A 14183-nucleotide genomic window follows, 5' to 3' on the forward strand; every position below is an offset into this window, starting at 1 on the left:
GTAGCCATGCCAAGCGTTGAAGAAGTCGCAGCCCAGATCGTCGCGCGCGAGGGCGGATATGTGAACGATCCCGAGGACCCGGGCGGTGCCACCAACTATGGCGTCACGATCGGGACCATGAAGTCCCTGGGGCTGGATTTGAACAAGGACAGGCGCGTCGACGCGACGGATGTCCGGATGCTGACCCGCGCGCAGGCGCAGCAGATCTTTGTTGAACATTATTTCCGGCGTCCGCGCCTGTCGGACCTGCCGCCTGCAGTGCAAGCCAGCGTGTTCGACATGTATGTGAACGCCGGCACCAATGCGGTGAAGATCCTGCAGCGGCTGGTCGCGCGCATGGGCTTTTCCGCGACGGCCGATGGCGTGATCGGGCCGCAGACCGTGGCCGCCGCCCATGACGCCGCCGCCGCCGCGCCCGATCACTTCGCCGATGCCTACGGGATCGCGCGGCGCAATTACTACTACTCGCTGGCAGATCAGCGCCCCGCCAGCCGCAAATACGCGCGCAGCAAGTCGGGCGGCAAGGGCGGCTGGATCACCCGGGCCGAGGAGTTCATCAGTCCCCGCTATCACCTGACCGAGGCCGAGCATCGCGAAAGGACCGCCAAATGGGCATGATCGACCGCTTCATCGGCCTCGGCCAGGGTGTCACCGCCCTTGGCAGCGCCGCCACCGGCATGGCCGAGGTCTTCACCCAGAACGCCACCCGCAAGATGGAGCTTGAGGAGGAAGCCTATGCCCGCGCGATCAATCAGCTTGGTCAGGAGTTCCAGACCGTCCGGCCCGGCTTCTTCGACAGCTTCGTCAATGGGTTGAACCGCCTTCCCCGACCGCTTCTGGCCTTGGGGACCATGGCCCTGTTCGTCTATGCCATGATCGAGCCCGAGGGGTTCGGGCTGCGCATGATGGGCCTGCAACAGGTGCCCGAACCCTTGTGGTGGCTGTTGGGCGCCATCGTCGGCTTCTATTTCGGCGCACGAGAGGCGCATCATTTCCGTCATCGCGTCTGGCCCGCCCAGCAGGTTAAGACCAGCGTCACCACGACCCAGCAGGTCGCGGTCCGCAAGCCGGACGACGATTTCGCCGACAATGCCGCCTTGCGCGACTGGGCGGCGGGCCTGCGCGAATAGGCCGCAGCCCCACCCACGCGAAACTGATCCGGGCGGTCAAGGGGGGACTTTTCCCCCCTTTTGCATGGTCCTATGCTGGGCAGGCACCAAGGGATCCCGCCATGACAGCAGAATTCGGCCATTTCGCCCTGATCCTCGCCTTTGCGGTGTCGCTGTTCCAAATGGTGGTGCCGATGGTCGGCGCCTCCAAGGGCTGGGGAGCTTGGATGGACAGCGCCCGCCCGGCCGCCGTGGCGCAGTTCCTGCTGGTCGGCCTGTCCTTCGCGGCGCTGACGGTGGCCTTCGTCACCTCGGACTTCTCGCTGAAGCTGGTCTACGAGAACTCCCACACTGCCAAGCCGATGCTCTACAAGATCAGCGGCGTCTGGGGGAACCACGAAGGGTCAATGCTGCTGTGGGTGCTGATCCTGGCGCTGTTCGGGGCGGCAGCTGCGGCTTTTGGCGACAACTTGCCGCCTGCCCTGCGGGCGCGGGTGCTGGCGGTGCAGGCGGCGATCGGCGCTGCCTTCTATGCCTTTATCATCTTCACCTCAAACCCGTTCCTGAGGCTGGCAAGCCCGCCTTTCGACGGGCGCGACCTGAACCCGCTGCTGCAGGATCCGGGCCTGGCCTTCCATCCGCCCTTCCTTTACCTGGGCTATGTTGGGCTCTCGATGGCCTTCAGCTTCGCCGTCGCCGCCCTGATCGAAGGCCGCGTGGACGCCGCTTGGGCGCGATGGGTCCGCCCCTGGACGCTGGCTGCCTGGATGTTCCTGACCATCGGCATCGCGCTTGGCAGCTGGTGGGCCTATTACGAGCTTGGCTGGGGCGGCTTCTGGTTCTGGGACCCGGTGGAAAACGCCAGCTTCATGCCCTGGCTGCTGGCCGCGGCCCTGCTGCATTCCGCCATTGTGGTGGAAAAGCGCGAGGCGCTGAAAAGCTGGACCATCCTGCTGGCGATCATGGCCTTCGGCTTTTCCATGATCGGGACCTTCATCGTCCGGTCCGGCGTCATCACATCCGTCCACAGCTTTGCCAGCGACCCGGCGCGCGGCGTCTTCATCCTGGGGATCCTGGTGGTCTTTACTGGGGGCGCGCTGACGCTTTACGCCGCGCGCGCCGGACAGATGACTGCCAAGGGTGTCTTCGCCCCGGTGTCGCGGGAAGGGGCGCTGGTCCTGAACAACGTCCTGCTGGCGGTGTCGGCCTTCGTGGTCTTCATCGGCACGATGTGGCCCCTGATCGCCGAGATGCTGTGGGACCGCAAGCTGTCGGTCGGCCCGCCCTTCTTCAACCAGGCCTTCACCCCCTTCATGATCGTGCTGGCGATCGTGCTGCCGCTGGGTTCCATCATGCCCTGGAAGCGCGCCGCCCTGTCGCGCATCATGCGGCCGCTTTGGGGGGCTTTCATGCTGGCCGGGGCGGTGATGGCGCTTGTCTTTGCCGTCTCGACCGGGCGCTCGGCCGTCGCGGTGATCGGCGCGGGCCTGGGCGCCTGGATCATCTTCGGCGCGGTGGCGGAACTGGTCCACCGGACCGGCCAGTCGGGCCTGTCGCGCCTGCTGCGCCTGCCGCGCGCGGATTGGGGCAAGGCCACAGCCCATGCCGGCATGGGCGTGACCTTCATCGGCGTCGCCCTGCTGACGGCCTGGCAGGTCGAGGATATCCGCGTGGCGCAAGTGGGCCAGCCCTTCACCGTCGGGGGCTATGACATCACCCTGGCCTCGGTCGACGAGGTCGAGGGACCGAACTTCATCTCGACCACGGCAACGATGCAGGTGGCGCGGGACGGCCGCCCGGTGGCGGTGCTGCATCCCGAAAAGCGCGTCTATCCGGTCCAGGCCATGCCCACGACCGAGGCCGCGATCGACAACGGCATCTTCCGCGACATCTACCTGGTGATCGGGGATGCCCAGGCCGATGGAGGCTGGGCCGTGCGGACCTATATCAAGCCCTTCGCCAACTGGATCTGGGCGGGTTCGCTGCTGATGGCGCTTGGCGGGATCATCAGCCTGTCCGACCGCCGCTATCGCGTGGCTGCTGGTGCCCGCCGCGCACCCGCCAAGACGGTGGCCGCGGAATGAGGCGGCTCCTGATCCTTCTGGCGCTGCTGCTGCCGGTTGCGGCCTTTGCCGTCCAGCCGGACGAGGTCCTGCCCGATGCCGGGCAAGAGGCGCGGGCGCGCGAAATCTCGCAAAAGCTCCGCTGTCCGGTCTGCCAGGGCGAGAATATCGACGAATCCAATGCACCCATCAGCCGCGACCTGCGCCTGTATGTCCGCGAAAGGATCGTGGCTGGCGACAGCAACGACGAGGTGATCGACGCGGTGGTGGACCGCTTTGGCGAGTTTGTCTTGTTCGAACCGCGTGCCAGGGGCGGGAACCTGGTCCTGTGGCTGGCCGGGCCGGTCATGGCGCTGCTGGCCTTGCTGGGCGCCTGGCGCTTCCTGCGGTCCCGCGCCACCGCCCGCCCCGAGGAGGCGCAGGCGCTGAGCCAGGCCGAGCGCGAGCGGCTGGACCAGATCATGCGCGACTGACGCGGGGTCGGGCTTTTCCCGCGCGCGGTTTGCGTCATGATGCCCCGCAAAAGGGGGACCGACATGAGCTTTGAAACCATCGAATTTGCCATCCAGGACGGCGTGGCGACGCTGACGCTGAACCGCCCGCAGGTGATGAACGCGCTGAGCAGCCGGATGCGGGTCGAGATCACCGAGGCGGTGACGACTCTGCCCGCCGAGGCCCGCTGCCTGGTCATCACGGGGGCCGGGCGCGGCTTCTGTTCGGGACAGGATCTGACCGACCGGGCTGCGGCGGCCGATCTGGAAGGCACGCTGCGGGATGAATACGAGCCGATGCTGCGGGCGATCCGCGCCTGCCGCGCGCCGGTCATCGCCGCGGTGAACGGCGTGGCGGCGGGTGCAGGGGCGAACCTTGCGCTTGCGGCCGACATAGTGATCGCTGCCGAAAGTGCCAGCTTCATCCAGGCCTTCACGCGGATCGGGTTGGTTCCCGATGCGGGCGGAACCTTTGTCATTCCACGCGCCGTGGGCATGGCCCGGGCCATGGGGATGATGCTGTTCGCCGAACCCGTCAGCGCGCGCCAGGCCGCCGACTGGGGCCTGATCTGGGAAGCCTTGCCTGACGACGCCTTTGCCGAAGGGGTGGCCCTGCGTGCCCGGCAACTGGCCCAGGGTCCGACTGCCGCCTATCTGTCGATCCGCGAGGCGGTGCAGGCCTCGACCCAGAACGACATGGACGCGCAGCTTGTGCTGGAAGCGCGGCTGCAAGGCGCGGCTGGCCGGACGGCTGATTTTGTCGAGGGCGTGACGGCATTCCTGGAAAAGCGCCCGGCGCGGTTCACCGGCCGCTAGGCGATTTGCGCGAAACGCGGGGCCAGGGTGCGGTTGTCGAAGAAGGGCACCGTGTCCGGCACCGGCAAGGGCGCGCCGGGGGCCAGGCCTGCGATCAGGTCCGACAATTCGGCCAGCACGACCTCGGTGATGAAGGGCAGGTCAAGCGCGCGGGCCTGGGACAGCGGCACCCAGTGCAGGTGCGAAAGCTCGTCGCAGGCGCGGCTGAAATCGTCGGGATCGGTCGCAAGCGCCGCCGCATCGGCCAGAAAGAAATGCGCGTCGAACCGGCGCGGGCGGCCGGGCGGCGTGATCGCCCGGAACAGATAGGTCAGGGCCGAGGCGTCGGGGGCAAGCCCCGCCTCGGCAAAGCCGGTCATGTCGCTGGCGCCGGGGCGGCCGATCAACTGGCCGGTTTCCTCGGCCAGTTCGCGCAGGGCCGCGGCGGCGATGGCATGGGCATCGGGGGCCGATCCGGGACGCGGCTGTTGCAAAAGACGGCTGCGATGCGGCTCGACCAGGGGCGCCGCCAAGGGCACCGCTGCATCGGCGGCGTCCACCGCGCCGCCGGGGAAGACATATTTCGACGGCATGAACACCGCACCAGCGCCGCGCATTCCCATCAGGACCGAGGAACCCGACGCGTCGCGCCGCAACAGGATGATGGTCGCGGCGTCGCGGATGGGCGGGTTGGCATCACTCACGAGGGCAGGGGCTCCGCGCCGAAGCCGTGCATCCGGCGCGCCCATTGCAGGCCCACGAAGGCGCCCTTGATGCGGGGCAGCAGCAGCATCGACAGGATGATCGAGCCGAGCCCGAAGGTCCAGATCATCGTCATGGCCGACGGGCGCCAGGCGATATAGCAGGCCAGCAGCAAGGGCGCGCCCAGATGCGAGACCAGCAGGATCGTCAGATAGGCCGGCCCGTCGTCGGCCCGCTGATGATGCAGCGCTTCGTTGCAATGGGGGCAGTGGTCGGCGACCTTCAGGAAGGACCGGAACAGCTTGCCTTCCCCGCAGGCCGGGCAGCGGCCAAGGGCGCCGCGCAGCATTGCCTGCCCCGTGGGCCGTTCGTTCGAGTCGAGGGTTGCGGCGGGCGATGGCATGGCGGTCTCCGGCAGGGGTGGACCGTGCCAATGTAGGCATGGATGCGGACCGTTGCCAGTCCTCCGTTCCGGACGATTGGTCGCATCAGCAGACCGGCTGCGTGGGCGCCATCAGCACGCGGTTCCGGCCCAGCGACTTGGCCGCGATCATCGCGCGGTCCGCGCGTTCCAAGGCGATCTCGGCTAGAACGTCGGGCCTGCTGATGCAGAAGGGCGCTTGTTCGAAGGCCACTCCGATCGACAGCGTGGCTTGGACCTGCCCCCCGCCCGAGATCGGCGGCAGCAGCGTCGGATGGGTCTCGACCTCTTGTCGGATCTCCTCGGCCAGGCGGAAGGCGTCAGCCTCGGTTGCGTGGGGCAGGACCACCAGGAACTCCTCGCCTCCAAGGCGCGCGGTCAGGCCCTGGCTGGCCACGATCCCCTCGACCCGCCGGGCGATGTCGCACAGAACCGCGTCGCCTGCGGCATGGCCGAAATTGTCGTTGATCGCCTTGAACCGGTCGAGGTCAAGCGCCATGACCGCGAAGCCGTCCTGGCGCCGCATCGCGCTGCGGGCGATCTCGGCCAGCCGGGGCATCGCGTAGCGGCGGTTGTGAAGGCCGGTCAGCGGATCGGACATGGCCCAGGCCATGTTGCGCTTCATCTCCTGGCGCCGGCTATCTGCCCGGCGCTTGCGGTCCAACTGGTTGCGCAGCGCCAGGGCGGCGATCTCTGCGTTATTGTCCCCGGCCGGGTCCAGGGGCAGGACCTCGCCCGCGCCCAGATCCAGGGCGATCGCGCACAATTCCTCACGCTCGGGCGCGACAAGGACGGCGAAGCCCGCTTCCTTTGATCCATTGCGGGATCGCAATTCGGACAGCAGCCGCAGCCCGTCGCCCTTCTGCTCGATATCGGCAGCGATGATATACAGGTCCGCCCCGTCGCCATGCGCCGCCGCGCTGAGCGTCTCGTCCGGACTGGCGATGGCAAAGCGGCAGTTCAGGCGCGGCTGCAGGATATGGCGCCAGCGCTGCGCCCGACCCGGCTGGTCGGCCACAAGCACAACATTGCCGGACGGGGCGTGGACAAAGCCGCCCGCATCCTCGGCCAGGGCGAAGTCGGGGGCATCGTCAGCCTCGGCATCGCGCAGCAACCCGCGGACACGGGCCAGCAGCATCTGTTCGGCCACGCGCGGATCCAGCACGGCGGCGGCCCCTGCCTGAAGCGCCTCGACCCGGCGTTCCCCGTCGGCAAGCACCAGAACGGGCGTGCGGGGCCGCTCGACCGAGATCATGTGAAAGGCGTCCGCCAGGCGAAGCCCCGTGAAACCCGGTCCCAGCAGGATCAGGTCGGGGCGCCCCTGGCGCAGTTGCGACAGCAGGTCGTCGCCCGTCGCCGCCGTCAGCACCTCGTAGCAGGCGCCCGACAGCTTGACCTTCAGGCTGATCCTGCTTGTCGCACTGCCTTCCGCGATAAGGATACGCGCAGTCACCGATAACGCCCCCTTTTCGACGACATGTGCAGAATGGCATTGATTCCTTAACAAAGCGTTTCCAAACAGGGGCGGCAGCCGCCCGATCCAAGGACCCACGATGACATATTCGAGAGAAGCCGCCCAAAATCTGGCCACCTCGGTCCTGATCTACATGGCGGAACGGCCCGACCTGATGGCCGGGTTTCTGGAGGCATCGGGCCTGAACCCGCAAGACTTGCGAAAGATCGCGGCAGATCCGGAAATTGCGCTGCATGTGCTGGACTTCCTGCTGGAAGACGACCGGCGCGTCCTGGACGCCGCCGCCGATCTGACCATTCCCCCCGGCGACCTGATGCAGGCGCGGACGGCCCTTGCCGGACCGGGCAGCTATGGCTGGGACGTCTGAAATTTGCGATTTGTTCACCCCTGTTGCCTATGAAGGGCGGCGGAGGTGATCCATGAACGATCTTGTCAGTCGCGCAATAGAACGGTTCTTGGCCGAGGAATCGGTGCCCCTTCAGGCCGGGGCGGAAAACCTCGACCCCGCCGGAATGCTGCATGACGCCGCGCGCCGCCTGGACAAGCCGGTGGATGAACTGGTCGAGGATCTGGGTGCCTGGCTGGTGCGGCAGGACGAGATCTGGCGCCTGCTGCGGTTCTGCGGACAGGATTTCCTGGATTTTCTTCTGCGGCTCGAGGAATTGCCGGACCGGATCCGGCTGGTCACCGATGATCTCGACATCCCCGAAATTGGCTTGTCACGCAGCGATGACGGCCTGCTGTGGATCAGTTTCTCGCACGGGCAGGCGGTCTGGACAGCGCTTCTCAGCGGGCTCCTGCGGGCGATGGCCGATGACTATGGCGCGCTCTGCGTGATCACCCCCCGGGATGGCGGATTGTGCGTGGACATATCTGACTCCGCCTTCGCGACGGGGCGGACATTCCATCTTTCGCCCAGGATCCAGGCGTCATGAGCCACGGCTTGACCTTGGGGCAGGATGTGCTGGACCGGCTGATGCCCATGCATCTCTGCGTGGCCGACTGCGGCCTGATCCATTCCGCCGGGCCGACCATGCGAAAGCTGATGCCCCCGGATGCGCAGGATGTCGAGGATGTCTTTGTCGAGGGGCGGGGCGCGGCCTCGGGCCATGTGATCGGGGCGATCCGCGCCGCGAAGGGCGGCAACCGGCTTGCCTTGCGGCTGCGCCACCATCGGCGCCTTTCGCTGCGGGGCCATGTCGTGGCGCCGGGATTTGGCGGGCTTCTTCTGAACTTCTGCTTCGGGGTATCGCTGTCGGAAGCGGTGGCGGTCTTCGGCCTGACCGAATCGGATTTCGCGCCGTCGGAACTGGCGCTTGAGCTGATGTTCCTGCAGGAAGCCAACCGAGCCGTCCAGCAAGAGCTTGCGCGCTTCAACCGCCACCTGATGCTGGCCCGCAAGGATGCCGAGCGCGAGGCCCATACGGATGCCCTGACCGGCCTGCTGAACCGCCGGGGGCTGCAGGCTGCGATGCAGAACGCCTTCGAGCCGCAGCACGGGACGCCCGGTTTCGCCCTGGCGCATCTGGATCTGGACAACTTCAAGCAGGTCAACGACCGCATGGGCCATGCCGCGGGCGACCGCCTGCTGGTCGAAGTCGCGCGGGTGCTGACCCGCACGGTAAGGGCGCGCGATGGGGTTGCGCGGATCGGCGGCGATGAATTCGTGCTGATCCTTGACGGCGCCTGGACCTGCCAGGCCCTGACCGATATCGGAACGCGCATCATCCAGGGGATCGAGGACGTCTCGCCAGCCGATTGCAATGTTTCGACCAGCATCGGGATCGTGCTGTCGGCGGGTTACAGTGCCGATGCGATCGACCGGATGCTGGAAGACGCGGATGTCGCCCTTTATCGGTCAAAGCGAGAGGGCAAGGGCCGCGTCTCGATTGCGCCCCTGCCGGTCGCGGCCAGTCCTAGCTCCTTGCAAGGGCTGCGATGATGGGTTCGAAGTCCGCGGCTTTCAGACTTGCCCCGCCCACCAGGGCTCCGTCCACATGCGGGATCGCAAAGATTTCCGAAGCATTGCCCGGCTTCACGCTGCCGCCATAAAGCAGCCGCACCTCCGCCGCATCTGCGACCTTGCCCTCCAGCCGGTCACGCATCAGAGCATGAACCTCGGCAATCTGGTCGGTGGTGGGGGTGCGGCCGGTGCCGATCGCCCAGACCGGCTCATAGGCAATGACGGTGTTTGCTGCCGTGGCCCCGGCGGGGATCGATCCATGAAGTTGCGCAGCAATCACGTCCAGCGTCTCGCCCGCGTCGCGCTGCGCCTCGGTCTCGCCCAGGCAGATGATCGCGACCAGCCCGGCCGCATGGGCCGCAGTCGCCTTGGCAGCCACCGTCGCATCCGTTTCGCCATGACCGGCGCGACGTTCGGAATGGCCCAGGATCACATAGGTGGCGCCTGCATCGCGCAGTTGCGCCGCAGCGATGTCTCCCGTATGCGCGCCAGAGGCCTGGTCATGGCAGTCCTGCCCGCCGATGGCGATGACATCGTCCGCACGCGCCTTCGCCGGATGGATCAGCAGCGCAGGCGGGCAGATCAGGATCTCGCAGCCGGGTGCCGGGTACGCCGCCACAAGAACGTCGATTTCGGCCAGGGCGGCCAGATTGCCGTTCATCTTCCAATTGCCAGCGGCCAATTTGCGCGGTGCCATGCCATTCCTCCAAAACCTTTGGCGGGCTTAGGGGCAGGGGGCGTCCTGCGCAATCATGGTAGCGCCGAAACCGGCCACACAATCCGCGTCAGACGGCGCGGCTGCCTTCCAGCGGCTCGAACCGGACCGATTCGCCGCAGCCGCAGGCGTCGGTCACATTCGGATTGCGGAAGCGGAAGCCCGATTCCAGCAAACCGTTTTCGTAATCGATCTCGGTCCCGAACAGGAACATCTGGGCCCGTGGCGCGATCAGCACCCGGGCGGCACCCTGTTCCACGACCTCCTCGTTCGGCTCGGCGGCCTCGACCAGGTCCATCGTGTATTCCATGCCCGCGCAGCCGCCCTTTTTCAGCCCGATGCGCAGGCCAAAGGCGTTCCTGCCCGTCATCAGCCGGGCGATCTGGCGTTCGGCGGCAGGCGTGATCTTGACCGGAGACGATCCGGGAATGGCAAACATGGCGCGTTCCTTCTGTTCACCCGTAAAGATAATCCCGCCCCCCGCCTCCATCAAGGCACATGGCCTTTCGCCTTGGTGCAAATATCCTCGGGGGAGGTGCCGGAACGGCACCCGGGGGTAGACAGCCCCCGCCACCGCCGCTGCAGGCGGCCTACATGAAGCCCAGTTCCAGCCGGGCCTCGTCGGACATCATGTCCATGCCCCATTGCGGCTGGAAGGTCATTTCCACATCGACCTGCTTCACGCCCGGAATGGCCTCGACGGCGTCGGCGACCCAGCCCGGCATCTCTCCGGCGACGGGGCAGCCGGGGGCGGTCAGGGTCATGACCACCCGCACCTCGTTCTGGTCGTTGATGGCGATGGTGTAGATCAGCCCAAGGTCGAAGATGTTGACGGGTATTTCCGGGTCGTAGACCGTCTTGCAGGCCTCGACGACGCTGTCATACAGCGGATGGTCGGTGGACGAGGGCGCGATCAGCGGGGCGCCTTCCTGCAGCTCGGTCATGGCGAAATCCTGTCAAATGCGACCCTGATATAGGTGGTCGCCTCGCCTGCGTCCAGAGCAGGGCGGATTGCGAAGCCCCCTCGCATTCGCTAGACACGGCCGGTTCAAGAAACAGGCACCACCATGAGCGAGCGTTTCCACTTCAGCCTCCAGGCGACCGACGGGCAGGCCCGCGCCGGCACGATCCACACCCCGAGGGGAGAGATCCGCACGCCCGCCTTCATGCCCGTGGGCACCGCCGCCACGGTCAAGGCGATGCTGCCGGAATCGGTGCGCGCGACAGGTGCGGACATCCTGCTGGGCAATACCTATCACCTGATGCTGCGCCCCGGCGCGGAACGCATCGCGCGTTTGGGCGGCCTGCACCGCTTCATGAACTGGGACCGGCCGATCCTGACCGATTCGGGCGGCTTCCAGGTCATGTCGCTGGCCGCGCTGCGCAAGCTGACCGAGGACGGGGTCACCTTCTCGTCCCATATCGACGGGTCCAAGCACATGCTGTCGCCCGAAACCAGCATGGAGATTCAGCGTCTGCTGGGCAGCGACATCGTGATGTGCTTCGACGAATGCCCCGCGCTTCCCGCGACCGAGGAAGCGGTCGCCCGGTCCATGCGCCTGTCGATGCGGTGGGCGCAGCGGTCGCGCGACGCCTTTGGTGACCGTCCCGGCCATGCGCTGTTCGGCATCATGCAAGGCGGGGTGACGCCCGAACTGCGCGAAGAATCGGCCGAGGCGCTCAGGGCCATCGGCTTCGACGGCTACGCCATCGGCGGCCTTGCCGTGGGCGAGGGGCAGGAGGCGATGTTCGGCGTCCTCGACTATGCGCCCGGCTTCCTGCCCGCCGACAAGCCGCGCTACCTGATGGGCGTGGGCAAGCCCGACGACGTCGTGGGCGCGGTCCAGCGGGGCGTGGACATGATGGACTGCGTCCTGCCCTCGCGGTCGGGGCGGACCGGGCAGGCTTGGACACGGCGCGGGCAGGTCAACGTCAAGAACGCGCGCCACGCCGATGACCCGCGTCCGCTGGACGAACATTGCACCTGTCCCGCCTGCACGGGCTATTCCCGCGCCTATCTGCACCATGTCTTCCGCGCGGGCGAGATGATCAGCGGGATGCTGCTGACCTGGCACAATCTCCATTATTTCCAGGAGCTGATGGCGGGCTTGCGCAGCGCCATCGCCCAAGGCCGGCTGGACGAATTCGTGGCCGATTTCCATGCCCAGCGGGCCGAGGGCGACATTCCACCCCTGTGATCCGTCAGTCCCGCTGACCAAAAACACTTTCCTTTGAGAAGGCCCGGGCTTATCGGTGTCCGGTTGGCGGACGAACCGCCCTGGGCGAAAGACCACATGAGCGACGACATCATCACGATCACCCGCACCGAAGACCTGGCGCTGTTCTGCGAGAACGCCAAGGCAGCCCCTTATGTCACGGTCGATACCGAGTTCCTGCGCGAGCGGACCTATTGGTCAAAGCTGTGCCTGATCCAGCTGGCGCTGCCGCCCGCATCGACGCCCAAGGCCGCAGGAGGCGAGGCCGTGCTGGTCGATCCCCTGGCCGAGGGCCTGTCGCTCGAGCCGCTCTACGACCTGTTCCGCCATCAGGGCACGGTCAAGGTCTTCCACGCCGCCCGCCAGGATCTCGAGATTTTCTTCCACGACGCCGCGCTGTTCCCGCAGCCGCTGTTTGACACCCAGGTCGCCGCGATGGTCTGCGGATTTGGCGAACAGGTCGGCTATGAAACGCTGGTGCGCAAGATCGCGCGGGCGAACCTGGACAAGTCGTCGCGCTTTACGGATTGGTCCCGCCGCCCGCTGTCGGACGCGCAAAAGGCCTATGCGCTGGCCGACGTGACCCATCTGCGCGTGATCTACGAGTTCCTGTCGGCCGAACTGCGCAAGAACGACCGCGAAAGCTGGCTGGCCGAGGAAATCGCGGTTCTGGAAGACCCGGAAACCTATATCACCCGCCCCGAGGAAGCCTGGCTCAAGGTCCGCACCCGCACCAACTCGCCCCGGTTCCTGGCGATCCTGCGCGAACTGGCGCGCTTCCGCGAAGCCTATGCCCAGGAACGCGACATCCCCCGGTCGCGCGTGTTCAAGGACGATGCCATGATCGAGGTGGCCTCGACCAAGCCCGCGACCGAGGCCGATCTGGGCCGCTCGCGCCTGCTGCTGCGCGAGGCGCGCAAGGGCGACATCGCCAATGGTATCCTGGCGGCGGTGAAGGCCGGGGTAGACTCCAAGGATCTGCCGCAGGCCAAGGCCGAGGAACCGGGCAAGCCCGGCAATGCCGCGCTGTCGGATCTGCTGCGCGTGCTTCTGAAGGCCAAGGCCGATGCGGCAGGGGTTGCGCCCAAGCTGATTGCCTCGGCCGCGGAACTGGATGCGATTGCCCAGGGGGAACGCGACCTGCCCGCCCTCAGGGGTTGGCGGGCCGAGGTCTTCGGTCAGGACGCCCTGCGCCTTGCCGCCGGAGAGATTGCCTTGTCGGCCAAGGGCGGCTCTGTCCGGGTCGTGCCAGTCCCCTGACGCGCCTTTCCGCCCGTCAGGCGACCAGGCACATCAGCCAAGCGGCGGATTGCGCCTGGCGGCCTGGTCCAGGGGCTGGGGGGTGATCAGGCGAAACCGTGACCGCCGTGATTCGGGGCTGTCGGTCCGCTTGCCCGGCAATTCCGCAGGCAGAGGCGCCTGAAGCTTTGCCGGCCGTGCCGACCGCCAGTCCTGTCCCAGGTCGGAAGGCGAGGGCGTCAGCGTCTTGCCCCCGTCGATGATCGGCAGAACCTGGTCCGCCACCAGATCAAAGCGGCGCGGCGCAATGCCGATCTGGCCTTCCGCGATGATGCAGCCCAAGGCCCGCGTCACGTCCCCCAGATCCGAGGCCAGCGGCAGCAGCAAAAGCCGGGCCGACAGTTCGGGACGGGCATAGTCGGCCTTGGCATGAAGCGTCATCTCGGCAATCTGGGGTGCGCGGAAGACCGATTCCAGGACGTCGGACCACCGCCCGCGAGAGCTGGGATTGGCCAGCGAACAGAAGGCCATGCCCCGCACCTCCATGCCCATCAGGTCGATCAGGTGCTGGCCCGCAAGGCGAAAGCGGCCAGCGCCGGGCGCGATCCGTTCAAGGATGAAGGCATGGTCAAGCGCGCGGTGGATGCCATGCGGATGAACGTCCGCGCGCGCGGGAACGGCACGGCCCTTGCGAAGGCTGTCCCAATAGGCGCGAAGATCGGCCATGATGCGGGCAGGTTGGTCGGGATTGAAGTCGGCAAGTTGCAATACCTGACCCATGCCATCCGCCCCGGGCGGATGCGACGCGTTGTCGTCCTGCCATTTCGACACTGTCTGACCCTCGTTACTGGCGCGCCCAGAAACACGGACACGCTATACACTCCAACAGCATGATAAACATAAGTTCAGCCCATGCCGAGTCGTTTTCCTAACGAATGGTTAAGACATTTGGTTCAACACCTGGCCCTGCCCGGGACTTGACCACTCGGCGCCGC

Annotated in this window: 17 protein-coding genes; 10 read left to right on the top strand and 7 right to left on the bottom strand. The window is 66.8% G+C overall.

Annotated features, from left to right (window positions below; translation table 11 throughout):
• Positions 1-6: 6 nt before the first annotated feature.
• The 5 genes from IE224_RS07875 to IE224_RS07895 all read left to right on the top strand — a co-directional run bounded on the left by IE224_RS07875 (position 7) and on the right by IE224_RS07895 (position 4479).
• Positions 7-618: a holin-associated N-acetylmuramidase gene (locus IE224_RS07875; RefSeq protein WP_191309281.1), complete on the top strand. Its 612-nt coding sequence runs from the start codon at positions 7-9 to the stop codon at positions 616-618.
• Complete coding sequence (locus IE224_RS07880) at positions 609-1130, top strand: holin family protein (protein WP_191309283.1); 522 nt, start codon at positions 609-611, stop codon at positions 1128-1130. Before IE224_RS07875 ends, IE224_RS07880 begins: the two co-directional genes overlap by 10 nt.
• Before the next feature lie 101 nt (positions 1131-1231).
• On the top strand, positions 1232-3193 hold the full coding sequence (locus IE224_RS07885) for a heme lyase CcmF/NrfE family subunit (RefSeq protein ID WP_191309285.1): 1962 nt from the start codon (positions 1232-1234) through the stop codon (positions 3191-3193).
• Positions 3190-3645, top strand: coding sequence for a cytochrome c-type biogenesis protein (locus IE224_RS07890; RefSeq protein WP_167622552.1), 456 nt, complete (start codon positions 3190-3192; stop codon positions 3643-3645). Before IE224_RS07885 ends, IE224_RS07890 begins: the two co-directional genes overlap by 4 nt.
• Positions 3646-3708: 63 nt before the next feature.
• On the top strand, positions 3709-4479 hold the full coding sequence (locus tag IE224_RS07895) for an enoyl-CoA hydratase-related protein (RefSeq protein ID WP_191309287.1): 771 nt from the start codon (positions 3709-3711) through the stop codon (positions 4477-4479).
• Here the strand turns inward: IE224_RS07895 and IE224_RS07900 are convergent.
• The 3 genes from IE224_RS07900 to IE224_RS07910 form a co-directional block, all read right to left on the bottom strand.
• The gene (locus IE224_RS07900; protein ID WP_191309289.1) at positions 4476-5207 is read right to left on the bottom strand and encodes an NUDIX hydrolase; all 732 of its coding nucleotides are present in this window, start codon (positions 5205-5207) and stop codon (positions 4476-4478) included. The genes IE224_RS07895 and IE224_RS07900 overlap by 4 nt on opposite strands.
• Positions 5159-5563 carry a DUF983 domain-containing protein gene (locus IE224_RS07905; protein WP_167622549.1) on the bottom strand — a complete coding sequence of 135 codons (405 nt, stop codon included), beginning with the start codon at positions 5561-5563 and terminating at the stop codon, positions 5159-5161. Before IE224_RS07905 ends, IE224_RS07900 begins: the two co-directional genes overlap by 49 nt.
• A gap of 85 nt (positions 5564-5648) precedes the next feature.
• The gene (locus IE224_RS07910) at positions 5649-7034 is read right to left on the bottom strand and encodes a diguanylate cyclase (protein ID WP_167622548.1); all 1386 of its coding nucleotides are present in this window, start codon (positions 7032-7034) and stop codon (positions 5649-5651) included.
• A gap of 100 nt (positions 7035-7134) precedes the next feature.
• Between IE224_RS07910 and IE224_RS07915 the strand changes: the two genes are divergently transcribed.
• Genes IE224_RS07915 through IE224_RS07925 form a run of 3 tightly spaced genes read left to right on the top strand, consistent with a single transcriptional unit; the run spans position 7135 to position 8997 of the window.
• Positions 7135-7422, top strand: coding sequence for a DUF3572 domain-containing protein (locus IE224_RS07915; RefSeq protein ID WP_191309290.1), 288 nt, complete (start codon positions 7135-7137; stop codon positions 7420-7422).
• A 52-nt stretch (positions 7423-7474) separates the two neighbouring features.
• Positions 7475-7990, top strand: coding sequence for a heme NO-binding domain-containing protein (locus IE224_RS07920; protein ID WP_191309292.1), 516 nt, complete (start codon positions 7475-7477; stop codon positions 7988-7990).
• The gene (locus IE224_RS07925; RefSeq protein ID WP_191309294.1) at positions 7987-8997 is read left to right on the top strand and encodes a GGDEF domain-containing protein; all 1011 of its coding nucleotides are present in this window, start codon (positions 7987-7989) and stop codon (positions 8995-8997) included. Before IE224_RS07920 ends, IE224_RS07925 begins: the two co-directional genes overlap by 4 nt.
• Here the strand turns inward: IE224_RS07925 and tpiA are convergent.
• The 3 genes from tpiA to IE224_RS07940 all read right to left on the bottom strand — a co-directional run bounded on the left by tpiA (position 8972) and on the right by IE224_RS07940 (position 10677).
• Positions 8972-9715, bottom strand: a complete 744-nt coding sequence (tpiA, locus tag IE224_RS07930) for a triose-phosphate isomerase (RefSeq protein ID WP_191309296.1) — start codon at positions 9713-9715, stop codon at positions 8972-8974. The two genes, IE224_RS07925 and tpiA, sit on opposite strands and share 26 nt — an antisense overlap.
• Positions 9716-9803: 88 nt before the next feature.
• Positions 9804-10172, bottom strand: coding sequence for a HesB/IscA family protein (locus IE224_RS07935; protein WP_167622543.1), 369 nt, complete (start codon positions 10170-10172; stop codon positions 9804-9806).
• Between the two features lie 151 nt (positions 10173-10323).
• Positions 10324-10677, bottom strand: coding sequence for an SUF system Fe-S cluster assembly protein (locus tag IE224_RS07940; protein WP_167622542.1), 354 nt, complete (start codon positions 10675-10677; stop codon positions 10324-10326).
• A gap of 123 nt (positions 10678-10800) precedes the next feature.
• Here IE224_RS07940 and tgt point away from each other — a divergent pair, with 123 nt between their 5' ends.
• Both tgt and rnd read left to right on the top strand, forming a co-directional pair.
• Positions 10801-11931, top strand: coding sequence for a tRNA guanosine(34) transglycosylase Tgt (gene tgt / locus IE224_RS07945; RefSeq protein WP_191309298.1), 1131 nt, complete (start codon positions 10801-10803; stop codon positions 11929-11931).
• Between the two features lie 108 nt (positions 11932-12039).
• Positions 12040-13209, top strand: a complete 1170-nt coding sequence (gene rnd / locus IE224_RS07950) for a ribonuclease D (RefSeq protein ID WP_191309506.1) — start codon at positions 12040-12042, stop codon at positions 13207-13209.
• A gap of 33 nt (positions 13210-13242) precedes the next feature.
• Here rnd and IE224_RS07955 read toward each other — a convergent pair whose 3' ends face one another.
• On the bottom strand, positions 13243-14019 hold the full coding sequence (locus tag IE224_RS07955) for a PAS domain-containing protein (RefSeq protein WP_229849294.1): 777 nt from the start codon (positions 14017-14019) through the stop codon (positions 13243-13245).
• Positions 14020-14183: the final 164 nt, after the last annotated feature.

It is taken from the genome of Paracoccus aerius, assembly GCF_014656455.1.
GTDB classification, from domain to species: Bacteria; Pseudomonadota; Alphaproteobacteria; order Rhodobacterales; family Rhodobacteraceae; genus Paracoccus; species Paracoccus aerius.